The 24,553-nt window shown below is 68.8% G+C and carries 17 protein-coding genes and 1 pseudogene; 6 read left to right on the forward strand and 12 right to left on the reverse strand.

All coding sequences use genetic code 11. The features are described from left to right. Positions 1-123 precede the first annotated feature (123 nt). From AC50X9_RS04225 to AC50X9_RS04245, 5 genes are all read right to left on the reverse strand, one after another. Positions 124-1,953 (reverse strand): ABC-F family ATP-binding cassette domain-containing protein, encoded by a 1,830-nt coding sequence (locus tag AC50X9_RS04225; protein ID WP_494890565.1) that lies wholly within the window; start codon positions 1,951-1,953, stop codon positions 124-126. A 94-nt stretch (positions 1,954-2,047) separates the two neighbouring features. After that, positions 2,048-3,010, reverse strand: coding sequence for a 4-(cytidine 5'-diphospho)-2-C-methyl-D-erythritol kinase (locus AC50X9_RS04230; protein ID WP_494890567.1), 963 nt, complete (start codon positions 3,008-3,010; stop codon positions 2,048-2,050). Positions 3,011-3,091: 81 nt separating this feature from the next. Beyond that, complete coding sequence (rsmA, locus tag AC50X9_RS04235; protein WP_494890569.1) at positions 3,092-4,015, reverse strand: 16S rRNA (adenine(1518)-N(6)/adenine(1519)-N(6))-dimethyltransferase RsmA; 924 nt, start codon at positions 4,013-4,015, stop codon at positions 3,092-3,094. A gap of 205 nt (positions 4,016-4,220) precedes the next feature. Next, complete coding sequence (locus tag AC50X9_RS04240; RefSeq protein ID WP_494890571.1) at positions 4,221-5,405, reverse strand: resuscitation-promoting factor; 1,185 nt, start codon at positions 5,403-5,405, stop codon at positions 4,221-4,223. A gap of 280 nt (positions 5,406-5,685) precedes the next feature. Then, on the reverse strand, positions 5,686-6,573 hold the full coding sequence (locus AC50X9_RS04245; protein WP_494890573.1) for a TatD family hydrolase: 888 nt from the start codon (positions 6,571-6,573) through the stop codon (positions 5,686-5,688). Between the two features lie 296 nt (positions 6,574-6,869). Here AC50X9_RS04245 and AC50X9_RS04250 point away from each other — a divergent pair, with 296 nt between their 5' ends. Genes AC50X9_RS04250 through AC50X9_RS04260 form a run of 3 tightly spaced genes read left to right on the forward strand, consistent with a single transcriptional unit; the run spans position 6,870 to position 12,026 of the window. Further along, positions 6,870-7,970: an AAA family ATPase gene (locus AC50X9_RS04250; protein WP_494890575.1), complete on the forward strand. Its 1,101-nt coding sequence runs from the start codon at positions 6,870-6,872 to the stop codon at positions 7,968-7,970. A 13-nt stretch (positions 7,971-7,983) separates the two neighbouring features. Beyond that, positions 7,984-9,489, forward strand: a complete 1,506-nt coding sequence (locus tag AC50X9_RS04255; protein ID WP_494890579.1) for a DUF58 domain-containing protein — start codon at positions 7,984-7,986, stop codon at positions 9,487-9,489. After that, on the forward strand, positions 9,486-12,026 hold the full coding sequence (locus AC50X9_RS04260) for a transglutaminase TgpA family protein (protein WP_494890583.1): 2,541 nt from the start codon (positions 9,486-9,488) through the stop codon (positions 12,024-12,026). The genes AC50X9_RS04255 and AC50X9_RS04260 overlap by 4 nt, the downstream gene beginning before the upstream one ends. 2 nt (positions 12,027-12,028) lie before the next feature. Here the strand turns inward: AC50X9_RS04260 and AC50X9_RS04265 are convergent, their stop codons facing one another. Together AC50X9_RS04265 and rsmI are read right to left on the reverse strand one after the other, a co-directional pair. Further along, a complete protein-coding gene (locus AC50X9_RS04265) occupies positions 12,029-13,528 on the reverse strand; it encodes an NAD-dependent succinate-semialdehyde dehydrogenase (RefSeq protein ID WP_494890585.1) in 1,500 nt (499 codons plus the stop codon). Positions 13,529-13,728: 200 nt separating this feature from the next. Then, positions 13,729-14,550: a 16S rRNA (cytidine(1402)-2'-O)-methyltransferase gene (gene rsmI / locus AC50X9_RS04270; RefSeq protein ID WP_494890733.1), complete on the reverse strand. Its 822-nt coding sequence runs from the start codon at positions 14,548-14,550 to the stop codon at positions 13,729-13,731. A 249-nt stretch (positions 14,551-14,799) separates the two neighbouring features. On the opposite strand from rsmI, the gene AC50X9_RS04275 reads away from it, so the two are divergent. Further along, positions 14,800-16,512, forward strand: coding sequence for a dolichyl-phosphate-mannose--protein mannosyltransferase (locus AC50X9_RS04275; RefSeq protein ID WP_494890587.1), 1,713 nt, complete (start codon positions 14,800-14,802; stop codon positions 16,510-16,512). 56 nt (positions 16,513-16,568) lie between these two features. Then, positions 16,569-18,398: an AMP-dependent synthetase/ligase gene (locus AC50X9_RS04280; protein WP_494890589.1), complete on the forward strand. Its 1,830-nt coding sequence runs from the start codon at positions 16,569-16,571 to the stop codon at positions 18,396-18,398. 352 nt (positions 18,399-18,750) lie between these two features. Here the strand turns inward: AC50X9_RS04280 and AC50X9_RS04285 are convergent. From AC50X9_RS04285 to AC50X9_RS04305, 5 genes and pseudogenes are all read right to left on the reverse strand, one after another. Continuing rightward, positions 18,751-19,836: pseudogene (locus tag AC50X9_RS04285) on the reverse strand (TIGR01906 family membrane protein); the annotation flags it as partial. A gap of 223 nt (positions 19,837-20,059) precedes the next feature. Next, positions 20,060-21,322, reverse strand: coding sequence for a L,D-transpeptidase (locus AC50X9_RS04290; protein WP_494890591.1), 1,263 nt, complete (start codon positions 21,320-21,322; stop codon positions 20,060-20,062). Positions 21,323-21,553: 231 nt separating this feature from the next. Beyond that, the gene (ahcY, locus tag AC50X9_RS04295) at positions 21,554-23,041 is read right to left on the reverse strand and encodes an adenosylhomocysteinase (protein WP_494890593.1); all 1,488 of its coding nucleotides are present in this window, start codon (positions 23,039-23,041) and stop codon (positions 21,554-21,556) included. Between the two features lie 123 nt (positions 23,042-23,164). Next, positions 23,165-23,434: a Trm112 family protein gene (locus AC50X9_RS04300; RefSeq protein ID WP_494890595.1), complete on the reverse strand. Its 270-nt coding sequence runs from the start codon at positions 23,432-23,434 to the stop codon at positions 23,165-23,167. Between the two features lie 83 nt (positions 23,435-23,517). After that, positions 23,518-23,907 carry a DUF3499 domain-containing protein gene (locus AC50X9_RS04305; protein WP_494890597.1) on the reverse strand — a complete coding sequence of 130 codons (390 nt, stop codon included), beginning with the start codon at positions 23,905-23,907 and terminating at the stop codon, positions 23,518-23,520. Positions 23,908-24,013: 106 nt separating this feature from the next. Here AC50X9_RS04305 and AC50X9_RS04310 point away from each other — a divergent pair, with 106 nt between their 5' ends. Continuing rightward, positions 24,014-24,550, forward strand: a complete 537-nt coding sequence (locus AC50X9_RS04310; protein ID WP_494890599.1) for a metallopeptidase family protein — start codon at positions 24,014-24,016, stop codon at positions 24,548-24,550. Positions 24,551-24,553 lie beyond the last annotated feature (3 nt).

The following is a 24,553-nucleotide window of genomic DNA, read 5'->3' on the forward strand; positions in this document are numbered from 1 at the left end:
CATAACACCAACATGTCCAACCGTCGCCTGCCCCAAGGGACATGTCCGGAGGGACGGGAGGCGACCGAGGTGCATGTCCAGCCGTGCCGCGACACGCTGGGCATGTCCCCAGGGTCCAGGGGACTACTCGCCGAGGACTTCGAGGGCTCCGAGCCATTCGAGTTCGAGGGCTTCGCGTTCGACCGCGAGGTCCTTGAGCTTTTTGTTGAGCTCGCCGAGTTTGCCGGAGCCGGAAGCGTCTGCGGCCGCGGCGGTCATCTGGGCGTGGATCTTGTCTTCCTGCTGCTTGAGCTTGCCCAGTTGGCGGTCGATCCGGTTCTTGGCCTTGCGGGCATCCCGCTTTTCACCTTCCGAAGGGCCGGCCGCGGCTGGTGCCGTGCTGCCGCTGGCAGCGATGACGGGGTTGCCGCCACCGGTGATCGTGGAACCGGCCAGAGCCGCTTCGCGCAGTTCCAGATACTGGTCCACGCCGCGCGGCAGGGCACGGATCTTGCCGTCGCCCAGCAGGGCCATCTGGTGGTCCGTGACACGCTCCAACAGGTAGCGGTCGTGGCTGACGACGACGAGGGTGCCCGGCCAGCCATCCAGCACGTCCTCGACGGCGGCCAGCGTGTCGGTGTCGAGGTCGTTGGTGGGCTCATCGAGCATCAGCACGTTGGGCTCCCCCACCAGCAGACGCAGGAGCTGGAGGCGCCGGCGTTCGCCACCGGAAAGGTCCTTGACCGGAGTCCACTGCTTCTCGTTCGTGAAACCAAGCTGCTCCACGAGTTGTCCGGCGGTGAATTCCTTGCCGCCCACATTGAAGGAACGCTTCTCCCGCTCGATCACTTCGATCACGCGCAGGTCCGAAACGTCGTCGAGCTCCTTGACCTCCTGGGACAGCACGGCGGTGACGACCGTCTTGCCGCGCTTGACCTTCCCGGAGCTGGGCTCGATCTCACCATTGAGCAGTTTCAGCAGCGTCGTCTTGCCGGCGCCGTTGACGCCGACCAGGCCCAGCCGCTCACCGGGCGCGAGCCGCAGGGTGATGTTGTCGAAGAGCTTCTGGCCGGGCTCGCCGCCGAGGAAGTCAAGGGAGACGTTCTCGAGGTCGAGAACATCCTTGCCGAGCCGGGCAGCGGCCATCTTGCTCAGCGCCGTCGAGTCGCGCGGCTCGGGGACGTCGGCGATCAAGGCGTTGGCCGCCTCGATCCGGAACTTGGGCTTGGCGGTGCGGGCCGGGGCGCCGCGGCGCAGCCAGGCGAGCTCCTTCTTGACGAGCTGCTGGCGCTTGCTTTCCACCACGGAAGCAGAACGGTCGCGCTCGGCGCGGGCCAGCACGTACGCGGCATAGCCGCCGTCGAACGGGTCCATGATGCCGTCGTGGATTTCCCAGGTCTTGTTGCAGACTTCGTCAAGGAACCAGCGGTCGTGGGTGACCACGAGGAAGGCGCCCTGGTTGGGCCGCCAGCGGGTCTTCAGGTGCCGGGACAACCAGGCGACGCCTTCAACGTCGAGGTGGTTGGTGGGCTCGTCGAGCATGATGACGTCGTGGTCCTCGATCAGCAGCTTGGCCAGCGCCACCCGCCGCTTCTGCCCGCCGGAGAGCGCATGCACGTTGGCGTGCCAGTCGACGTCGGAGACGAGTCCGCCCATGACCTCGCGGATCTGGGGATTCCGGGCCCATTCATAGTCGGCCTGGTCACCGACGATCGCGGCGCCGACGGTGAGGTCGCCGTCGAGCACATCGCTCTGGTCCAGGTAGCCGATGTTGACCTCGCTGCGCTTGGTCACCCGGCCGGTGTCCGGGGTGGAACGCATTGCCAGCAGGCGCATGAGGGTCGACTTGCCGTCGCCGTTGCGGCCGACCATGCCGATCCGGTCGCCCTCTTCAAGGCCGAGGGTGATGCCATCGAGGACGGTGCGGGTTGCATACGAGACCGTGAGGTTCTCGCCGCCGAGCAGGTGTGCCACTGGGAACTGCTTTCCTGGAGAAAATAGGGTCGGGCGGACTGGTCAGGCCGGATCGATCCGGGCCGAATACGTCGTGGTGACGACGACAATCCTTTTAAAGGAGGGTATCGGAGATGATGCGCGCGCCGTGAACCGGGCCGTGGACCGCCATGGCATCGAGACCGTGGTGCCGGAGGTCTTCGGCCAGTCCCTCAGCCGCCGCCGGGCTGTGGGCCAGCAGCGCCACGGTGGGTCCGGAGCCGGAGACGATGCCGGCGATGGCGCCCAGCGATTCACCGAGTCCGAGCGTGTCCCTGAGGCTGGGTGCCAGCTCTACCGAGGCGCGCTGGAGATCGTTGACCAGCACCCGGCTCAAGGCATCGGCATCGCCGCTGCGCAGCGCCTGCAGGATCATCGGGTCCACCGCATCGGGTTCCTCGACCACCGCCCCTTCGGCGGCGCGCAGCCGGTCCAGGGTCCGGTAGACCTCGGGGGTAGGCAGGCCGAAGTCCGCGGTTACCAGGACCCAGTCGGTCTGGGCCTTGACCAGGGCCGGGGAGAGTTCGTCGCCCAGGCCGAGCCCGACGGCGGTTCCGCCCAGCAGGGAGAACGGCACGTCGGCGCCCAGTTCCGCGGCCAGGTGGGCGAGTTCGTCGCGCGACAGCCCGCTGTTCCACAGCGCGTCGCAGGCAAGGAGGGTGGCCGCCGCGTCGGCCGAGCCGCCGCCCATCCCGCCGGCCACGGGCACCCGCTTCGTGATCTCGAGATGGACGCCGGTGGAGTGCTCCGAGACATCCGTCATGATGGCCGCGGCCTTGTAGGCGAGGTTGCGCTCGTCCAGGGGGATGTCGACGCCGTCGAGGTCGAGGGTGCTTGCCGGGCTGATACTGACGGTGATTTCGCCGGTGTCCGTGCTGGTCGCGGCGACTTCTTCATAGAGCGAGACCGCGAGGTAGACGCTGGCCACCGAGTGGTAGCCGTCCGGGCGCAACGGGCCTACATCAAGTGAGACGTTTACCTTGCCGGGAGCCTTGACCCGGACAGTCCTCGCGGCAAAGCGCCCTCTCACTGCGTTCATGGCTCCACGCTATGGCATGGCAGGGGCAGGCTCCAAGCACAGCGCCGGTCCGGCTTCACGTTGCCGTGGCTGCCGACGGGCTCAAGGGATCGGCTGCTCGTGGGCTTCGGCGATCCTGGAAAAGGCGGCGATGTCGATCACTTCGCCGCGCGCGGTCGGGTCAATACCGGCGGCGCGCAGGCAGCGCTCAGCCTCCGCCGCGCTGCCGGCCCATCCCGCCAGTGCCGCGCGAAGCGTCTTGCGGCGCTGGGCGAAGGCGGCATCGATAACGGCAAATACCTGTTCCCGGCTGGCCGTGGTGACGGGTGGTTCCCGCCGGGTGAACGCCACCAGGCCCGAGTGGATCTTGGGCGCGGGCCAGAAGACGTTCATGCCGATCACCCCGGCTTTGCGCATGCTGCTGTACCAGGCCGCCTTGACCGAGGGAACGCCGTAGGTTTTGGACCCGGGCCCGGCGGCAAGCCGGTCGGCCACCTCGTCCTGGACCATGACCAGGCCGTGGCGGAGGCTCGGGAAGCGCTGCAGCAGGTGCAGGACCACCGGGACGGCGACGTTGTAGGGCAGATTCGCCACGAGCGCGGTCGGCTCCACCGGGAGCTCGGTGACCCGCATGGCGTCGGCGAGGACCAGGTGGAAATTTTCGACGGCGTCCGGCCGCCACTGGGCGACGGTGGCGGGAAGCTTGCCGGCGAGGACCGGGTCGATCTCGACGGCGACGACCGAGCGGGCGGCGTCCAGCAGTCCGAGGGTGAGGGAGCCCAGACCCGGCCCCACCTCCAGGACCGTCTCGTCCGGGTGGATGTCCGCGGTGGCGACAATCCTGCGGATGGTGTTGCCGTCGATGACGAAGTTCTGGCCGAGAGTCTTCGTGGGACGGATCCCGATCTCCTCGGCCAGCCTGCGGATGTCTGAGGCGCCCATAAGGGATGGGGGCGCGCTTGCCGGCGCGTTGGCAGGGGCAGCGGCCGGCGTACTGCCCGGCGGGGAGGGGGTCGGTTCTGTCACCTAGGTATCCTATCCCGGCGCCCGGGCCGGGCATGGCACAGGCCGGGTCCGTGAACCGGGCCGGGCATGGCAGAGGCCGGGTCCGTGAACCGGACCCGGCCTCTGCCGGGGGCATCCGCCGCCGTGGTCAGCCGCTGCGGAAGCCGAACATAATAACTCGCCCCTCACATCCCTTTAGCAGGGAAGGATGGCCTCGTGTGGCTGCCTAGCTTGAGGCTGCCCAGCCGCAGCCCCAGGGCTGCAGCCCGCGCTGTGCGTAGACGCGGTTGGCGATGTCAATCTGCTGGGCCTTGGTGGCCAGGCTGGCGTTCGGGGCGTAGGCGCCGCCGCCGGAACCGAGCCAGGTCCTGATGTCGAACTGCAGTCCGCCGTAGTAGCCGTTACCGTTGTTGATGGACCAGTTGCCGGTGGACTCGCACTGCGCGATCTTGTCCCACATGGCTTCGTTCATCATGGCCGGGGCTCCGGCGCCGGTGTTGGCTCCGGCGGCCTGGGCTGCCGGCTTCGGCTTTTCCTTGGTGCCAACCGTGACCTTTTCGGTGACCGGCTGGGTGCTGACGGCCTGCGACACCAGGGTGCGGGAGGCTTCGCGACCGTCGACGAGGACCAGCTTGAAGCTCTTGTTGAGCGTGCCGGCCACCCCTGCCTGGGTCACCTTCTTCTCGCCCTTGGCCAATTCGGCGTCCTCGGTGGTCAGGGTTTCAAAGGCCACGCTTTCGGTCGATTCGGCCGTCTGGGTGGCGTCGACGCGGGAAACCTTGATCACCATGTCGTTGACCACCGGGGCGTTGCCCGGCTGCGAGAGGCGGTCCCCGGCACCCAGGGCGATGCCGGCGTCGGACAGGAGCTGGGCGACGTTGGCGGCCGTCGTGGTGGTCTTGTCGGCCTTGCCGTCAGCGACGATGCTTACGGTCTTCGGCGTCGAGATGGAGAGGAAGGAACCGGAGACCGCGAGCTGCGCGTGCTTGGGAACGGAGAGTTCCGAGGCGCCGGCCACGCCCAGTTCCGTCACGAGGCCCTCAACGGTGGGCGCGGTGGTGCTGATGGTGCGCTCCGCGCCGTCCAGGCTGACCGTTACGGCCTTGGCGAGGTTGACGTTGATGACGGAACCGTCCTGTACATGGGAGTCAGCGGCGGGCGTGACCCGGTCGGAGGACTGGAGTTCAAGGCTGGCGCCCTTCACGACCTGGCCGACGGTACCGCCGAAGGTCTGGACGGAACTCACTTTGCCGTCGACGTTAAGGGTGACTGTCTTGTTGTTGCCGACGAAGGCGACCAGACCCAGCACAAGAGCCACGAGCACCACAAACTGTGTGCCGACCTTGACGACGCTGAACTTGCCATCCGATGTAAAGAACTTGACCACGATTGCCCGTATCTTTTGGACCATCCGGGCACGGGGAAAAGTGCACAGATCCCTGCCGCAGACAGCCCTGAGCCAGCACCCGCTGGGGCGCGCGATGTCCGCGGCAGCTGGGTGCACTGCCACACTCACAAACGAGAGCGCGCCCATGGTTCGTTGGCCACGATGCGCGCCCTGCAGGAGTGAAATTATCCGAAGGCCTTCCCCGACCCCGGCTAATAGTTGTCCACTGTAACCGGAGCGTTATAAAGCAGCCAACAAATTGTGCATACGAAGTATCTATGCGGCGGGGTCAGTTTTCGTCACATCAGTCCCACGATCCGTACGCCTGCACCGAATTTCCGGCGATCCGGGCACACAGTTCCGAGAGTTCCCATCCAGTCAATTCGGCCATCGCCCGGACGGTGTAAGGGACCATATAGCTCGCGTTCGGACGGCCCCGGTGAGGGTGCGGCGTGAGGAAGGGCGCATCGGTCTCCACGAGGATTCGTTCCGGATCCGCAATGGCCAGGGCGGCGCGGAGGTTGGCCGCGTTTTTGAAGGTCAGCGTCCCCGCGAAGGACATGTACCAGCCCGCCGCATTACACATCCGGGCCAGCTCCTCGCCGCCGGAGAAACAGTGGAACACCACCTTCTCGGGGGCGCCTTCTTCCCGGAGTACCTGCACGACGTCGTCGTGGGCGTCACGGTCATGGATTTGCAGCGTCAGCCCCAGGCGTTTGGCAATATCGATGTGGCGCCGGAAGGAATAGCGCTGATGGGCCAGCCCCTCACCCTCGGTGCGGAAGAAATCCAGCCCGGTTTCGCCGATGGCCCGGATTCTCGGGTGCGCCGCGAGGGACTCGATCTCAGCCAGGGCGTCCTCCAGTTCGCCGCGGGCGGCGTATCCGGGCGCGTCATTGGGATGCAGGGCAACGGCGCCCAGGAGCCGCGGATCCTGCTCCACGGCCTGAACCGTGAATCTGGAGGATTCGAGGTCACATCCCACCTGGACGGCACCTTGGACCCCCACAGCCTGGGCCGCGTCGAGGGCGTCGCCGACGCTGACTTTCAGGTCCTGGCTGGCGAAATCGAGATGCGTGTGGTTGTCCATTACCGGCACCGGAAGCGGTTCCGGTGCCGGCGGGTAGCCCTGCCGGCCGGTGCCATCACTGCCGGGCGCGCGGAACGGGACGGGAGTCAGCGGGTTGATCATCTGTCCACCTTAACGTCGGTCTCCCGGCAGCCCGAACCGGAGCCCGGGATTTAACCTGCCCGCGCTATCTCATGGCTGGAGGGTGGCCAAGGCGGGGCCGGCAGCGCGGCCCGCAGCGGGACCGGTGGCCCGGCCGGCCGTGCCGCCAACGGCGGCGCCGGTGGCCCGGCCGTGAGTGTGCCAAGATTTCCCCCGGAACTCCCTGTCAGGGCCGGCACTTGTGTTAGTACTCTGTTATAAACACCGGCTTCAGCACAACGGAAGGTCGGGAACCCACCCGGGCTGAGAGGCTACCGATGGACTACCACCGCTTCTCCCTAGACGAAGCCCTCCCTGACGACCAGGACCTGAGGGGAGATTCCGCCGTGGCCGGGCTCCCAGCGCCCCGGCGCTCCGTCCAGCCGCCCGCCGCCATGACCGCGGCGGAGTTCCGATCCGCGAGCGAGCGCATCCTGACGGCCATCAACACCGTGATCGACGGCAAAGCCGAAGCCGCGAAGCTGGCCCTCACCGTGCTGCTGGCCCAGGGCCATCTGCTCCTCGAGGACGTCCCCGGGGTCGGCAAGACCCTCCTTGCGAAGACTCTGGCCCGGACCATCGACTGTTCGGTGAGCCGTATCCAGTTCACCCCTGATTTGCTCCCCTCCGACGTCACCGGAGTGTCCATCTACAACCAGGCGTCGAGGACCTTTGAGTTCCGGCCCGGCGCGGTGTTCGCCAACATCGTCATCGGAGACGAAATCAACCGCGCCTCCGCCAAGACCCAGTCGGCCCTGCTGGAGTGTATGGAGGAACACCAGGTCACCGTCGACGGCACGTCCTACAAGTTGGACGAGCCATTTATGGTGGTGGCCACCCAGAACCCGATTGAGATGGAGGGCACCTACCCGCTCCCGGAGGCTCAGCGGGACCGATTTATGGCGCGGATCTCGATGGGGTACCCGGACAAGGACGCCGAGATGGAAATGCTGGAAACCCACCAGGCGACGTCGCCGCTAACCAGGGTCACCGCCGTCGTCACCGCCGGCGAGGTCGCCTCCATGATCGCCACGGTCCGGCAGGTGTACGTCTCCCAGTCGATCAAGGAATATACGGTGTCGCTGGGCCGGGCGACACGGGACAGCGGAATGTTGCGGCTCGGCGCCAGCCCCCGGTCGATGCTCCAACTGCTGCGGGCGGCCAAGGCCACGGCGGCCCTGGAGGGACGGGATTTCGTCCTCCCGGACGACGTCGTCAGCGTGGCTGAATCCGTCCTGGCGCACCGGATCATCCTGGACCGCAAGGCCGCGGGCACCGGCGAAACCGCCCAGAGCGTTATCCGCGGCATCCTGGCCAGAATCCCGGTCAGCCCGGACATGGCCCGGGCACCGGCCGCCACATTGCCGAACCGCCGCTAGGGGTGGCACGGCCATGGCGCTGACTTCCCGGTTCCCGCGGCACCTGTTCACCGGCCGCGGCTGGGGACTGCTGGGCGCCGGGGCGGTCTGCCTGCTGGCGGCCCAGGTGATGGGACGCCGTGACCTGCTGGCGCTCGCCATCCTGCTGTTGGTCCTGCCGCTGCTCTCCCTGGCCGGCACCCGCATGCTCAAGCCGAATTTCCAGGTCTACCGGGAGTTCAACCCCGGCAGCGTCGAAACGTCGGCGACGACGACGGTCCGGCTGGCCGTCGCCAGGACCGGAATCGGATCCGGCCACGCGCTTATGGAGGAGCGCCTGCCTGCCCGGTTCGGAGAATCCCCCGTGTTCCGCTTCCCGGCACGCTCGGCCGCCGGCGGGACAAGCCGCTACGAATACCATTTGCGCTCCGGCAAGCGCGGGCAGTTCCTGATCGGTCCGGTCACCGCCGAGTTCAGCGACCCCTTCGGGCTGTCCCTGCACCGCCACGCCATTGACGACGGCGACCTCCTGACCGTGACACCCGCCGCCGTCGAGCTTCCCGTCACCGGGCTGGCCGGCGCCAGGGGGCACGACGGCGTCACCTCCTCCCAGGTTCGGGCCAACCCGAGCGACGAGGACGTGATGACCCGGGAGTACCGCCACGGCGACCCAATGCGCCGGGTGCACTGGGCGGCGACGGCTCGGCACGGGGAGCTGATGGTCCGCCAGGAGGAGTCCGTCACCACTCCGGAGGCGACTATTATCCTGGACCAGCGGTTCCCGGCCTTCACCCGCGGAGGCTTTGCCTCCGGCTCGAACGCGCGGTCCAGCCTGCACGGCGCCGGCCAGCGCGGGACCGCTGACGGCGGAACCGGCCAGCGCGGCAGCTCCGGCCCGGACCACGAGCCCCTGACGAGCGACACTTTCGAGTGGGCCGTGACAGCCGCCATGTCCATCGGCGCGCATCTCGCCGAGCGGAATTACGCGCTGCGTTTCCTCGATGCCGCCGGCGAGCCGGCGTTCCAGCATTCACCGTCCGCGCCCGAGCCGGACGCTGAAGAGTACGCCGGCGCGGCCGGGCTCCAGTCCGTCGCGGAGAGCCTGGCGGCGATCCAGCTGACAGGGTCACACCACGGCCGCCAGGACCCGAAGGAGTCCGGGTCCCCCCGGACGCCTGGCCGTCCCCCCTCCGCCGGCGACGCCGGCCCGCAGCCGTTCGACGACCGGCTCATGGACAAGCTGGCCGCCCATCGGCTGCGGGGGCCGGTCCTGGCGATCCTCGGCAACCTCACGCCGGCCGAGGCCCGGGCACTGGCCCCGGCTGCCGGTTTTGCCGCCAACGCGTTTGCCCTGGTCATTACGGAGCGGGCACGGGACCTGGATGATGTACTCGAGGCGCTGCGGCTGGGCGGCTGGCGGGCGGTGGCAGTCTCCCCCGCAACGCCCCTGCCCGCAGCGTGGACGGCGTTCGACGAGGGCGGGACCGCGCCGCTGGCAGCCGCCGCCGACGTGCGGCGCGGAGCGGGGGTCCGGCGATGACGCTGACACCCCAGCGCCGCCCGGGCGTTCACTCCGGCCAGGCCGGTGCGGGCGAGGGTGCCGGCCCGGCTGCCCCTTCCCCGGGTCCTGCCCCCAACGGGCGGAAGGCCCGGGTAGAGGCTGGCGCCCAGCCGTGGCTAATGGCATTCGCGGTGGCGGTCGCCGTCGCCGGCGCGGCACTGAGCCTCAACGGCGTGCTGCGGGGATGGGCGTGGTACTCCCCCGTCCTCTCGACGGTCCTCACGGTGGCCTTCACCATGGCAGGGCTCCGGGCACTCCGGTGGCGCAGCATCTTCGTGACTGCCGGTGCGTTTGCGGCGCTCGTGCTGATTCTGACCTTCACTTTCTTCCGCCCGCAGAGCATCCTGGGCCTCATTCCCTCCGGTGCCACCATGACGCAGCTGGGCCGGTTCCTGCGCCGGGCCAGTGAGACTGTGCTCGCGGAAAGCGCCCCGGTTGCCCCCAATGCCGGGATCGTCCTGCTGGTCTGCGCTGCCCTCGGACTGCTGGTGATCCTTGTCGATGCGCTCGCCTATCCGCTGGCCCTGCCGGCGACGAGCGGCCTGGGGATCCTGGCCATCCTCATCGTTCCCGCCATGATCAAACCGCAGAGCGTCGGGGTGCTGGCCTTCGCGGCAGCCACCGCCGGCTACCTCCTGCTCCTCGGCTGCAGCCACTGGTTCGCGCCCGACGCACGGACCGGAGCGGACACCGCACGCAATCCGGGCCAGTTCCGCCGCGGCGCCCTGACGGGTGCCGCGGCACTGACCCTCACCCTGTTGCTCCAGCTGGTGATCCCGGGATTTGACCAGGGAACCTTCCCGCAGGGCTCGCGGCTGAACCCGTTCGGCCCGGCCACGGGACTCAACCCGATGATCAGCCTGGGCAACAGCCTGCGCAGCCCCACGGGGGACGGCCGGATCACCTTTGCCACCAACGCCGCCAGCACCCCTTACCTGCGCTCCGTGACCGTGGACAGTTTCAACGGCGACAACTGGGCACCGGATGACCGCGATGACACCCGCCGGCTGGGCACGGGACGGATAGATTCCGGCTTCGAGTCCGCCGCCACCGAGGTCCGCGTGGTCACCGCGGTCAACACCGGCCAGTTCACCAGCCCGTACCTGCCGGTTCCCTTCGCCCCGGAGGCCGTGAACGGCCTGACCGGCCGATGGAGCTGGGACCCGGCCACGCTGAGCATCAAGGGGGTCGACGTCAACTCCCGGAACCAGCAGTACGTTGTGCTTTCCGTCGCCCCGCAGCTCACTCCGGACCTGCTCGCACAGGCCACAGGACCGGTGCAGGGCGTCCCGGAACAGTTCATCCGGACGCCGGACAACGTCCCGGAGATCGTGCGCACCACCGCCGATGCCGTGACCGCGGGCAGCGCCACCCCGTACGAGCGGGCGATGGCGATCCAGCGGTACCTGCGCTCCATCGCGTTCAGCTATTCGCTGCAGTCCCCGGTGCAGGGAGGCTACGACGGCAACGGACTGTCCGTGCTGGCAGACTTCCTGAACCAGAAGAGCGGGTACTGCATCCACTTCGCCTCGGCCATGGCCGTCATGGCCCGGCTCGAAGGCATCCCCAGCCGCATCGCCGTCGGCTACGCCCCCGGCCGCCCCACCGGCGCCACGGTCTCGATCGGGGGCCAGGGTGCCCTGTCGGAATATGAGGTCGATGGCCGCGACGCCCATGCCTGGCCGGAACTGTATTTCCAGGGATTGGGCTGGATTCCCTTCGAGCCCACCCCGTCGCGCGGGGTCGTGCCGTCCTACGCCACCGACGCCGTCACATCCGGCGGTGCGAGCACCAACGAAAACAACGATGGCCTCATTCCCAGCAACAGCCCCACCGCGCCGGTCCCCTCCGGTACGCCGCAGCCGCTCCCGGGCACTGCCGTCCCGGAGGACGCGGCAAACAGGTTGCTGCCCGTGCTGTACGGCACCGGCGCCCTGGTGCTCCTCGGGCTGCTGCTGGCGTCACCGCACCTGGCCCGCAGCGCGCTGCGCCGCCGCCGACTGAATTCCCAGGCGGGCGGGGCCGCTGCCTTGCAGGCCTGGGCGGAACTGCGCGACCTGGCCACCGACTTCGGTGTGGCGCCGCGGACCAGCGAGACCTCCCGGCATTTCTCCCAGCGGCTGCGCTTCTCGGGGGCGCTCGGAGAACCGGGGGGCCTGGACGCGGACGCCCATGGGGCTGTCCGGTCACTGACCGCGGATTTCGAACGACGGCAATACGGCCGCCCTCCCTCCGGACCCGAGGGCGACGGCGTCGCCGACCGCGACAGCAGTTCCGCCGGCCGGATCGCGGCGGTCCGTACCTCGCTGCGCACCCATGCCGGGCCGCTCAGACGGTTCCGCGCGGCATGGCTCCCGGGATCCATCCTGGCCGCCTGGCGGCGTGCCGCGACGGCACCGTTCGTCGCCGCCGGCCGTGCGGCCGAGCGCACCCGGCACACCCTTGCCGGGGCGCGGGCCGGCACCCGCAGCGTGCTGCGCCGGCTTCGCCGCGGGCACTGGCTGCGCCGGAGCTGAGGTCAGCCGGCGTACGGGTCCGCGATGCCGATGTACTGCGTGTAGAGGTATTCCTCGATGCCTTCGAGGCCGCCCTCCCGGCCCAGGCCGGACTGCTTGACCCCGCCAAAGGGTGCCGCGGCGTTGGAGACCACGCCGGCGTTCAGGCCCAGCATGCCGGTCTCCAGGCGTTCGCCCATCCGGATGCCGCGGTTGAGGTCCCTGGTGAAGACGTAGGCCACCAGACCGTACTCGGTGTTGTTCGCCAGCCGGACCGCCTCGTCCTCGGAGGAGAAGGTGATGATCGGGGCGACGGGGCCGAAGATTTCCTCGGACAGGATCCGGGTGCCCTCGGTGACGCCCTTGAGGATCGTGGGCTGGTAGAAGTAGCCGGGGCCCTCGACGGCGGCACCGCCGATCACCGCGACCGCACCGGCGGACACGGCATCGGAGACCAGCTCGTGGACCTTGTCCCGGCTCTTCGCATCAATCAGCGGGCCGACTTTGGATCCGGCCTCGGTGCCGCGGGCAGTCGTCATGTCCGCCATCTTCGCGGCGAACTTCGCCGCGAACTCGTCCGCGACGGATTCGTGCACAATAAACCGGTTCGCGGCCGTGCAGGCCTCGCCCATATTCCGCAGCTTCGCCAGCATCGCCCCGGCGACGGCGGCATCGACGTCGGCGTCCTCAAACACCACGAACGGGGCGTTGCCGCCGAGTTCCATCGAGGTCCGCAGCACGTTTTCCGAAGCATCGGCAAGCAGCCGGCGGCCCACCTCGGTGGAGCCGGTGAAGGAGAGCTTCCGGAGCCGGGAGTCCTTGATCAGCGGACCCGTAGTGGCCCCCGCGGTGGAGGTCGGGATAACATTCAGGACCCCGTCCGGCAGCCCGGCCTCCATCATCACCGCGGCGAACAGCTGCGAGGTCAGCGGCGTCAGGTTCGCTGACTTCAGCACCATCGTGCAGCCCGCGGCCACGGCGGGGGCGACCTTGCGGGTCGCCATGGCCAGCGGGAAGTTCCACGGCGTGATCAGCAGGCACGGGCCCACCGGCTTTTTTGTCACCAGCAGCCGGGACTTCCCGTCCGGGGACACCGAGTAGCGGCCGAAAGCCCGGACAGCCTCTTCGGAGAACCAGCGCAGGAACTCGGCACCGTAGGTGACCTCGCCACGGGCCTCGGCCAGCGGTTTGCCCATCTCCAGCGTCATCAGCAACGCGAAATCCTCGGCCCGCCCGGTCACCAGTTCAAACGCCCGGCGCAGGATCTCGCCGCGTTCCCGGGCCGGGACCTTCGCCCATGACTCCTGCGCGGCGGCGGCCGCGTCCAGGGCCGCGGCCCCGTCTTCAGGTCCGGCGTCGGCGATGCTCAGCAGGACCTTGCCCGTCGAGGGGTCCTCCACGTCGAAGGTCTTGCCGGACGCGGCCGGCCGCCACTGGCCGCCGATCAGCAGGCCGGTGGGAACAGAGGCCAGCAGGGCGCTCTCGCGCTCCGCAGTAACAATGGGCTGGGCAGTTACAGTCACGGTTGACTCCCTCGTCAGCGATTGGGGTGGGCATGATCGGTACAGCGCCGTCCGCTTGACGTTGCGAAGGCGCCGGATTTACTGCCACGGTACTGCCGTATTCTCCGGACTGTCTACGCATGTCCGCACTACGTCGAGCGGGGTCAGCTGTGCAGCTGCACAGCTGCACAGCTGACCATCGGTGGCCGTGGCGGTGCCGGCTACCGGGCGGCGAGCACGGCAGAGTAGAGTTCCCGCTTGCTGACCTTGGCGTCCTCCGCCACGGCCGCGACGGCCTCCTTGAGCCGGATTCCCTGCGCCATGAGCGCGTTAACGTCCGCCACGTGGTCTTCCGGTTTGCCCGGTTCCCGTTCCGGGGCTCCGCCCACGACGACGGCGATCTCGCCGCGCACCTCGTTGCTCTCTGCCCATTCCAGCAGCTCGCGGAGGCTGCCGCGGATGACCTCTTCGTAGGTCTTCGTCAGCTCCCGGCAGATGGCGGCGCGCCGGTCGGCGCCGAACCGCTCACGCAGCGCACGGAGCATGGGTTCCAGCCGGTGCGGGGCCTCGAAGAAGACCATCGTGCGCCGCTCCGCGTCGAGGTCAGCGAGCCGGGAGGACCGCTCGCCGGCCTTGCGCGGCAGGAAGCCCTCAAAGCAGAACCGGTCGGTCGGCAGGCCGGAGAGCGCGAGCGCAGTGAGGACGGCGGAAGGCCCTGGGGCGGCCGTGACGGTCAACCCGGCGGCGACGGCCCCTTCAACCAGGCGGAAGCCGGGGTCCGAGACGGACGGCATCCCGGCGTCGGTCACCATGACGAGGGTCTTGCCGGCGCGCACCTGGTCCAGGAGCTCACCGGTCTTCGCGGCCTCGTTGTGCTCGTGGTAGCTGATGATGCGGCCGGCCACGGTGATGCCGAGGTTCTGAACCAGGCGGTGCAGCCGCCGGGTGTCCTCGGCGGCGACGATGTCCGCCGTCGTGAGCAGTTCGATCAGCCGGTGGGTGGCGTCCCCGACGTTGCCGATCGGGGTTGCCGCCAGCACGATCCGGCCGGGTCCGCCCTTCGACGGAGCCGCCGCCGTCCCGGGGCTTGCGCCGGGCCCGGGACCGGTGCCCTCCCCGACGTCGTCCGGCACGCCGTCGCTTGGAAGATTCGGGGAAGTGCTGAGTTTAGGGTCCACCTGACCAGCCTACTGCCGGCGCGGCGCGGGGGCAGACGGACCGATCGGCTGGCAATTGCCTGGCCGGCAGCCTGCCCGCCGGCCTGGCCGCCGGGCACAGCCGTAAAAGGTAGCATGGGCAACGTGACGCAGACCCCCGCGCGGCCTGTCGAGGCCGGTTCCCCCGGCCCGGCGCCCGCAGCCACCAGCACCGGACGCAACCTGGCGGGACACCGCTGGGTCAGCCGCCCGGCGGCGGCGTTCACCCCCGCAGCCCTCACCAGCCGCCTGATCGGCGGCATCCAGAGCTGGCGGGACTATCCACCCTCGCTCCGGCTGTGGTTCTGGCTCATTCCGGTGATCACCGCGGCGCTGGGCGGAGTCCTCCGCTTCGTCCGGCTGGACACGCCCCGCGGCCTGGTCTTTGACGAGACGTACTACGTCAAGGACGGCTACTCGTTCCTGGTCAGCGGCTACGAACGCGCCTGGCCGGACAAGGCCAACGACGCGTTCACCGCCGGCAATCCCGGGGTGCTGCTTCCCGGGCCCGAGTATGTCGTCCACCCCCCGGTCGGGAAATGGATGATCGCCGGCGGGATGTGGCTCTTCGGCGCGGACAATCCGTTTGGCTGGCGGTTCGGAGCGGCCCTGACCGGCACGCTGTCCGTTTTCCTGCTGGCCCTGATCGCCCAGAAGCTGTTCCGCTCGCTGACCCTCGGCGCGGTGGCCGGTCTGCTGCTGGCGGTGGACGGCCACCATCTGGTGATGTCCCGGACCTCCCTGCTGGACGTCTTCCTGATGTTCTGGGTCCTGGCCGCGTTCGGCGCCCTGTTGATGGACCGCGACGACGGCCGCCGCCGGCTGGCCCGGCGGCTCGGCCGGCTCGCGGCAGCTTCCCCGGACGGACGTCCCGGCCTGCTCCAGCTCGCATCCGGTCCCTGGCTCGGGATCCGCTGGTGGCGGCTCGCGGCCGGTGTCTGCCTGGGGCTGGCCGTCGGCACAAAGTGGTCCGGACTGTTCTTCCTGGCCGGCTTCGGGCTGCTGACGGTCTTCTGGGACCTGAGCGCGCGCCGGATCGCCGGCATCCACGGCTGGATCAGCGGCGGGATCCTCAAGGACGGGATTCCGGCCTTCCTCAGCATCGTTCCGGTCGCCGCCCTGGTGTATGCCGCGACCTGGACCGGCTGGTTCCGCTCCACGGACGCCTACTTCCGGAACTGGGCGGCGACTGTGCCCTCGGCGGAGTGGGGCTGGCTGCCGAACGCCGTCCGGTCGCTGGCGCACTACCATCTGGAGGCCTACAAGTTCCACCAGGGGCTCAGCTCGGAGCACCCGTACGAGGCCAGTGCGTGGAGCTGGCTGGTGCTCGGCAGGCCGACGTCGTTCTTCTACGAATCCCCGAAGCAGGGCAGCCCGGGGTGCGATACGGCCAGCTGCACCACGGCGATCCTCTCCGTCGGAAACCCGCTGATCTGGTGGGCCGCCGCCGCCAGCCTGGGCGTCCTGCTCTTCTGGTGGGCCGGCCGGCGCGACTGGCGCGCGGGTGCCATCCTTGCCGCCGTCGCCGCCGGTTACCTCCCCTGGTTCCTGTACCCGGAACGCACCATGTTTTTCTTCTACGCCGTGTCCTTCGAGCCCTTCCTCGTGCTGGCCCTGGTGTACTGCCTGGGCCTCGTGCTGGGGCAGCGTTCCGATCCGCTGTGGCGGCGGCGGTCCGGTATTTACCTCGTGGCCCTCTTTGTGGTCACGGCCGTCGTGGTGTCCGCGTTCTTCTATCCGGTCTGGACCGCCGAGATCATCAGTTACCAGGATTGGCGGTTCCGGATGTGGATGCCGTCCTGGATCTAGGGCAGGATTGCAGGGGACGTCCGTCACCATCGGGCGGCCCGGAAAGGAGAACGGCTGTGAGAGAAGCAAGCACCGGACTGCTCGTCGGGCTCGACCCGGGCAGCAATGTGACGGACCTGCTCCTTGAGCAGCACGCCAAGGATCCCGTGCATGCGCTCTACTCCCGGAAGGGCCCGGCCGGCTGGGCCGATGTTCCCGCACAGCTGTTCCTGGACCAGGTCCGGGCGCTGGCCAAGGGCCTGATTGCCGGCGGTATCTCCCCCGGCGAAACGGTCGCGGTCATGTCCGGCACCCGCTACGAGTGGACAGTGGTCGACTTTGCCATCTGGTTCGCCGGCGGCGTCCCGGTCCCCATCTATGAAACGTCCTCCGCCAGCCAGGTCGAGTGGATCCTGCAGGACTCGGGGGCCCGGCGCATTTTCGCCGAGGACGAGGCCAAGGCGGCCCTGGTCCAGGAGGTCCTGGACGGCTCCGCTTTGCGCGGCGACGCCGCGCTGCCGGTCGTGCGGATGGACTACGCCGGTGCGGCACCCAACCTCACCAGCCTGGCCGCGGCCGGCGCCGGGGTCGGCGACGCCGAGCTGGAACGGCACCGGTCCGCGGCCGGACTGGCGGATGTGGCTTCGCTTGTCTACACCTCCGGCACCACCGGCCGGCCCAAGGGCTGCGAAATCACGCACGGGAACTTCGCTCTGGTCGCCAAAAACGTGGTGCTGTTCCTGCCCGAGATCCTGCTGCAGCCCCGCTCCCGGACCCTGATGTTCCTCCCGCTGGCCCACGTCCTCGCCCGCGCCGTCCAGTTGATCTGCCTCAGCGCAGGGACCACCCTGGGCCACACCGCCAGTGCCAAGGAACTGCTGGAGGACCTGGCCAGCTTCAAGCCCACCTTCCTGCTCGTGGTGCCACGGATCTTCGAGAAGGTGTACGCCGGCGCCGCCCACAAGGCGGCCCTGGCCGGGAAACGGCGTCTGTTCGAATCCGCCGCCGCAGTGGCCATCGCCTATTCGAAGGACCTCGACGCCGCCTCCCGGGGCCAGGGGACCGGCCCCGGACTCGCCACGCGCGCCAAACACGCCCTCTTCGACCGGCTGCTGTATCCCAAGCTGCGGCAGGCCTTCGGAGGCCAACTGGGCTACGCGGTCTCCGGGGCCAGCCCGCTGAGCGGACACGACGCGCACTTCTTCCGCGGCGCCGGGATCCCCGTCCTTGAAGGCTACGGCCTGACCGAAACCACGGCACCGTGCACCGCCAACACCCCCACCCGGACCAGGGTGGGGACGGTCGGCATCCCGATCCCCGGAACCACCGTCCGGGTCGCCGAGGACGGCGAGATTCTGGTCAAGGGCATCGGCGTCTTCAAGGGCTACCACAACAACCCCGCGGCCAACGCCGAGGCCTTTGTGGACGGGTTCTTCCGCACCGGCGACCTGGGATCCCTGGACCGGGATGGCTTCCTGACCATCACCGGCCGGAAGAAGGACCTGCTCGTCACCGCCGGGGGCAAGAATGTCGCCCCCGGACCGCTTGAGGAAAAGATCCGCGAGCACGAACTCGTGCTGCAGGCCGTGGTGGTCGGGGACGGCAGGCCGTTCGTCTCGGCGCTGATCAACCTGGACCCCGAGGGCCTGGAAAACTGGTGCGCCGCGCACAAGGTTCCCGCGATGGGCCCCGCCGAAGCCAGCAGCCATGAACTGGTCCGGGTGGCCCTGCAGGGCGCCGTGGATGACGCAAACGCCCTCGTGTCCCAGGCCGAGTCAATCCGCAGCTTCGTGGTGCTGGACGCCGACTTCTCGGTGGAATCCGGGCACCTGACACCGTCGCTCAAACTCAAGCGCGCCGCCGTCGTGCGTGACTTCGAGGCGCAGATCAACCGGATCTACGGCTGATCAACGGTTGACGCCGCTAGACCGAACTGGAGTAGCCGCGCGATGCGGCGCCGGCCGACCCGGTGCCGGGCGATCGCGGGTCCGCCGATGCGGTGTTAGGGGCGTCGGTTGTGCCCGCGTCGGTTGTGCCGGGGCCCGCGGACCCGGAGCGCGCTGTGGCGGACGATCCTGGTGTGGGGCTCCCGATAGCTGAATCCGGGTCGGATCCGTCGCCGGCGTACACCTCGTTCGCTTTGCCGGCCCGGGCCCGCCGGAAGCGGGACCGCTTCGCGGGGACGGAGTCCGTGGCTTCGTCCCGGGCGGGAGCAGCGTCCGTGGCTTCGTCCCGGGCGGGAGCAGCGTCCGTGGCTTCGTCCCGGGCGGGAGCAGCGTCCGTGGTTTCGTCGGCCGGGTCAGCCGCCGCGGCGCCGCGTTTTGGCAGCCCGCGGCGCTTGCGCGTGGGCCAGGTCAGAATGAGGGTGAGGAGCGAGGCCAGCAGAACCAGTCCGGCGATCACGATCCCGCCGTCGACCCAGAACTGGGCCGGGAAGAGCCGGATCAGCGTGTCCTGCAGCGAGAATGTCCAGGTGCCGCTGGCGAAGAAAACGCTGTGGAACTGGGCGAAGAACTGTTCCCAGCCCAGCACGGCCAGCACGCCGAGGCTCAGGATGATGGTCAGCGCGATGATGGACCCGGCAAACAGGCCGCGCCGCACTCCCCCCGTGCTGCGGCGGCGCAGGTAGATGACGGCGATCAGGCTCAGCAGGATCAGCAGGACGCCTGCGCCAAAGGCGGAGAGGATGACAAGCTTGACGTCGGCCATGTGGCTGACCTCGCCGGCCCCGAACAGCTTGTCGCCGTTGCGGTTGACGAGTTCGCCGAGGTACCGCGGTCCTGCCCAGTTGCTGAGATAGTCCACTGCATAGGAGCCGTACGTCATCCGATCATCGGTACTGAAACCGTAACCGTCGCCGGGGAAACCGGGGCGGTTGTACTCGACCCAGAGGAACAGGGGGCTGGCGACGGCCCGGACAGCGAGCACGAGCAGGATGACCGGGAAGAACACGGCCAGCAGGACCTGCATCACGCGCGGTGCCACCGGCTTGGCGTTCAGGGCGTGCTCACGCTCGGCGTTCCGGCGCTGCACCACCTCCTCCGGAGGCCGGAGCTGCAGCGCGGAGGTGGGCAGCGGCTCACTGTAGTGCGAGCCAGCATCCCGGGGGGCCGGCTCGACGGCGGCTTCCGCGGCCTTGCGGTCGGCGCGCGTCTGGGGTTCGGCGCTGCTGTCGGCACCAGGACTGCTATCGGCATCAGGGTCGGCTGACCGGGCGGACGCCGCAGCGGCGGACTTGTCCGGGGAAACCGGCCGCATCCAATCGAAGGCGGGTTCCCCGGCGTCGTCGGGCGGATCCAGCTGCGGATCCCGTCGGTTCGGAGGGGTGGGACTTGAGTCAGTCACTGCGGCTTCGCTTCCGTAGGCGTCCGCGCCGCCAGCCGGGGCCTGGCAACGCTCCATATCTGCAACCGAGCCTACCGCCAGAGCCTCGGGGTCGGCGAGGTGCCACACCCCAAAGGGACGGAGAACAGCACGGGGATCCAGGACGGGATTCAGGATGTGGACTCCGCCGCCCGGATTTCGGCCGGCGGTCCGGTCAGTCCGGCCCGGCCAGCGGACCGTGCGGTCAGCGTTTGGCGTACTGGGCCCAGGGGATGTTCCAGTCGCCGTAGCCCTCGAGTGGTTCCACAGCGGGGGCCCCGGTGTTGAGCGTCTGGACGACGTCGCCGGTCTTCATGTTGTTGAAGAACCAGGCGGCGTCCGCCGGGAGCAGCCCCACGCACCCGTGCGAGACGTTGACCCGGCCGACCGCGCCCCACGCAGATTCCAGCGCCTGGTGGACGTACACTCCGGAACTGGTCAGGCGGTTGGCGTACTCCACGGTCAGGGGCGGGTAGTAGCCCTTGTCGCCGGGCTTCAGCCCGATGCTGCCGGCGTTGAAATTGGAGTGGCGTTCCTGTTCCATGATGACGGCAAAGCCGGTTGGGGACAGCCAGTCTTTGTCGCCGAGGGTGACCTTCGCGGTCTTGACCAGCTGGCCGTCGAAGTACACGTTCATGGTCTTGGTGATGTCGTCAACGACGGCGAGGCGCTGCGGTCCGACCTTGAAGGAGACCTTCGTGTCGGAGTTGCCGATCATCTTGTTGCCGAAGTCGACGCCGAAAAGTTTCAGGTCCACGGTGATCTCGCTGTTGGAGGCCCAGAAGGCTTCGGGGCGGATCCTGACCCGGCGGTCCGAATACCAGCGCCACGCCACGGCCTGTCCGGAGGACGCCGTGACGGTGACGGCTTTCTCCAGGGCCTCCTTGTTCAGTACCGGCTCGCTGAAGACAATCTCGACGGGCTGGCCGGCGCCGACAGTGGTGCCGTTGAGCGGATACACGGCGGCGTCCGCTTCGTTGGCCTTGGCCACGGTGGCGAAGGTCTGGGCTTTTTTGGTCTCGCGTCCGGCCTCGTCGACGATGGTGAAGCTGTACTTGTACTTCGTGTCGAAGTCCAGGGGATCCACGGCCGTCCAGGTCGAGCCGTCCGCGCTCGTCGTGCCCGGGACGGGGTCGCCTCCGGCGGCCGGGACCAGCACCACGTCCTTCACCACGCCGTTGACGGCTTTCACCGAGGGAGGCGCGGCCGGATTGACGCCCTGGGCGCCGTCGGTCGGGGTCACTCCGAGCTCGACGAGTTTCACGACGGGGGCGGCGAGGCCGGACACGTTCCTCATCGGAGCCGAGGCCTCCGACGGCATGTCTGCATGGGCCCAGCCCGGTGACGTGGCGACGCCGATGCCGCCCGCTCCGATGACTGCGCAGATGGCAAGGACCGCCAGCATTTTCCCGGTGTTGCGGGGACGCTGTCCCGGCTGCCGGCGTCGACGCCCGCTGTCTTCAGTCATGGCCATTTCCTGTGTTTCCCCCACTGCATTTGCGGATGAGCCCACGTCTGAGCTCACAATCTCCCAATGCCAGCATAAACGAAGCAGCGAGCCGTCCCGGTCCCGGTTGCGCCACGATCAGGTCACAAAGCGGGCCCCGGACCGGAGTCCGGGGCCCTATTCACTGCGGGAACGGCGGGAGCAGCGGCGGTCCGGGCCGCCGTGTCCTGCGGTTCCTAGTAGCGGTCGTTCCTAGTAGCGGTAGTGGTCCGGCTTGTACGGTCCGGAGACCTCGAGGTCCAGGTACTCGGCCTGCTCCTTCGACAGCTCGGTCAGTTCGACGCCCAGGGCGTCGAGGTGCAGCCGGGCAACCTTCTCGTCGAGGATCTTCGGCAGCACGTACACCTGCTTCTCGTACTCCCGCTCCCCTTCCGGCTGGTCGCGCTTGGTGAAGAGCTCGATCTGCGCGATGGTCTGGTTGGCGAAGGAGTTGCTCATGACGAAGGACGGGTGTCCGGTCGCGTTGCCGAGGTTCAGCAGGCGCCCTTCGGACAGCACGATGATGGACCGGCTGCCCTCGCCCGTGGCCGGGTCCGCGGCGAACACCCATTCGTGCACCTGGGGCTTGATCTCGACCTTCTTGATGCCGGCGATCCGGGCCAGTCCGGCCATGTCGATCTCGTTGTCGAAGTGGCCGATGTTGCCCACAATCGCCTTGTCGCGCATCCTGGCCATGTGCTCGGCCATGATGACGTCCTTGTTGCCGGTGGTGGTGATGAAGATGTGGCCTTCGCTGAGGACCGACTCCAGCTTCGCGACCTGGTAGCCGTCCATGGCTGCCTGCAGGGCGCAGATGGGGTCGATTTCGGTGACGATAACCCGCGAGCCCTGGCCGCGGAAGGCCTCCGCTGCGCCCTTGCCCACGTCGCCGTAGCCGCAGACGACGGCGACCTTGCCGCCCATCAGGACGTCGGTAGCGCGGTTGATGCCGTCCGGCAGGGAGTGGCGGATGCCGTATTTATTGTCGAACTTGCTCTTGGTGACGGAGTCGTTGACGTTGATGGCCGGGAACAGCAGCTTGCCCTGCTCCGCGAGCTGGTACAGCCGGTGCACACCGGTGGTGGTTTCCTCGGTGACGCCCAGCAGTCGGGAGCCGATCCGGGTCCACTTCTGCGGATCAGCCTGCAGCGAGGCGCGCAGCACCTCGAGGAAGACCCGGCCTTCCTCGGACTCGTCATCGGAGGTGGCCGGAACCGCGCCCAGGGCCTCGAATTCGACGCCCTTGTGGACCAGCATGGTGGCGTCGCCGCCGTCGTCGAGGATCATGTTCGGGCCGAGATCCGGGTTGCTGTCCGCACCGGGCCAAGTCAGGATCTGCTCGGCGGTCCACCAGTATTCCTCCAGTGTCTCGCCCTTCCATGCGAACACGGGGACACCCTGGGGGTCCTCGACGGTGCCGTTCCCGACCACAACGGCCGCGGCGGACTCGTCCTGGGTGGAGAAGATGTTGCAGGAGGCCCAGCGGACCTCGGCGCCCAGTGCTGTGAGCGTCTCGATCAGCACCGCGGTCTGCACCGTCATGTGCAGGGAGCCTGCGATCCGGGCGCCCTTGAGCGGCTGGCTGGGGCCGAACTCCTCGCGCAGGGACATCAGTCCGGGCATTTCGTGTTCGGCGAGGCGGATCTGGTGTCGGCCCGCCTCGGCCAGGGAGATATCCGCAATCTTGTAGTCGAGAGTCATGTGAATCCTTTGCTGTGGCCGGCGGACCGGTCAGGGTCCTGGTTGCCTGGAACGCCGGTAAACGTGCTTATCGGTGGCTGGAAAGTACTTCGGTGCCGAACGGCGAAGCGATGGGCCGGCAGCCTAGCCGGCGGTGTGCCCGGCGGTTTCACCGTCGGTGTGCTGGCCTGGATCCGGTTCGCCGGCGTCGTGCTGGAAAGCGGGCGCCGCGGCGGCGGCGGGGAGGAGTTCCGGCGGCAGCAGCAGCGGGATACCGTCCTCGATGGGGTAGCGCAGCTTCGCTCCGGCGGGGCCGGCCGCGGTGGTGACGAGTTCCTCGCCGTCCTGCACCAGCGGCGAACCGGTCACGGGGCATCTCAGGACAGACAACAGTTCGGGACTGATCTTCGGCATGGTGAACGCTCCCTGGTGGACGCCGCAGCAGGCGCCGGTGGCTGACGGATTTTTTCAGTTCCCAGCCTACCGCCAGTTGCCGCTTAGGACGGTTCGCGCAGGACGCGCAGGTGCCCCCGCCGGGTGCCCTCGGCCGCGGCCGGTGCTGCCAGCGACGGGTGGACACCGCGCTGGCCCTGTCCGGATTCCGGTGCGGCGGGCCGTACCGCTGCCTCCCGGACAGCGTCGGCAAGGGCGACGAGGTCATCGGGCCCGGGACCTGCGGGGGTGGCCGGCATGGCCAGCCGCAGCACTTCCCAGCCGCGCGGGACGGTCAGGGATCCGGCGTGCTGTTCACACAGGTCGTAACAGTGCGGCTCGGCGTAGGTGGCCAGCGGGCCCAGGACTGCGGTGGAGTCCGCGTAGACGTACGTCAAAGTGGCCACCGCTGAATTGCGGCAGGCTGACCTTGAACAAAGACGAATGGCACCCACGACACCACAGACTACTCCTCCGGGCCGCCCGCCGCCGCCCGACGCGCTGGCGGCGGGTCGCGAGGCCCGTATCGCGTTTACCTTTCGCCGGGTTTAGAGTCGAGTTATGCAGTCACCGCACCACAATCCGGGTTTTACGGTCCGCTTGGCTGACCCCGATGCCGGACGCGACGACGCCGGTGCCGCTCCGGCCGGTTCCGAACGCGCCGCGGCGCTCCGGGGCTTCCGCCAGAGGCGGCGGAACCGTCACGGCCGCGGACTCCGCGGCGAGCTGATGCTGCCCACGCTGCCGGGTTACCGCACCCGCTCGGACCGCTTCGACGATTTTGTGCTGGATTCGGCTGAGCGGCTGCACGATATTTGGGGCAAGCCGCTGGACGGCGTCCGGTTCGCCGTCGACGAGATCCCGCCCGGGCTCGAGCAGCTCGTGGCGGACCGCGGTGCCGCCCCGATGGGCTCCTACTCCCCCGCGACGCCGGGCGAGGGGCCCGTGATCACGCTGTACCGTCGCGTCGTCGAACAGGCCTGCGGCAGCCGCGAGGAACTCCAGGATCTGGTCCATGACGTCGTGGTGGAATACACGGCCGAGATGCTCGGTGTGCCGCCCGAGTCGCTGGACCCGGTCTACCGCCGCCGCTACTAGGGC

The sequence above is a fragment of the Pseudarthrobacter sp. HLT1-3 genome (assembly GCF_059383535.1).

What these genes read in the sequence shown, in the direction of transcription:
- AC50X9_RS04230 (WP_494890567.1), bottom strand. Translation starts at nt 3,010, where the DNA reads ATGAACGCAGTGAGAGGGCGCTTTGCCGCGAGGACTGTCCGGGTCAAG.
- AC50X9_RS04240 (WP_494890571.1), bottom strand. Translation starts at nt 5,405, where the DNA reads ATGGTCCAAAAGATACGGGCAATCGTGGTCAAGTTCTTTACATCGGAT.
- AC50X9_RS04245 (WP_494890573.1), bottom strand. Translation starts at nt 6,573, where the DNA reads ATGATCAACCCGCTGACTCCCGTCCCGTTCCGCGCGCCCGGCAGTGAT.
- AC50X9_RS04250 (WP_494890575.1), top strand. Translation starts at nt 6,870, where the DNA reads ATGGACTACCACCGCTTCTCCCTAGACGAAGCCCTCCCTGACGACCAG.
- AC50X9_RS04255 (WP_494890579.1), top strand. Translation starts at nt 7,984, where the DNA reads ATGGCGCTGACTTCCCGGTTCCCGCGGCACCTGTTCACCGGCCGCGGC.
- AC50X9_RS04260 (WP_494890583.1), top strand. Translation starts at nt 9,486, where the DNA reads ATGACGCTGACACCCCAGCGCCGCCCGGGCGTTCACTCCGGCCAGGCC.
- AC50X9_RS04275 (WP_494890587.1), top strand. Translation starts at nt 14,800, where the DNA reads ATGGGCAACGTGACGCAGACCCCCGCGCGGCCTGTCGAGGCCGGTTCC.
- AC50X9_RS04290 (WP_494890591.1), bottom strand. Translation starts at nt 21,322, where the DNA reads ATGACTGAAGACAGCGGGCGTCGACGCCGGCAGCCGGGACAGCGTCCC.
- ahcY (WP_494890593.1), bottom strand. Translation starts at nt 23,041, where the DNA reads ATGACTCTCGACTACAAGATTGCGGATATCTCCCTGGCCGAGGCGGGC.
- AC50X9_RS04300 (WP_494890595.1), bottom strand. Translation starts at nt 23,434, where the DNA reads ATGCCGAAGATCAGTCCCGAACTGTTGTCTGTCCTGAGATGCCCCGTG.
- AC50X9_RS04310 (WP_494890599.1), top strand. Translation starts at nt 24,014, where the DNA reads ATGCAGTCACCGCACCACAATCCGGGTTTTACGGTCCGCTTGGCTGAC.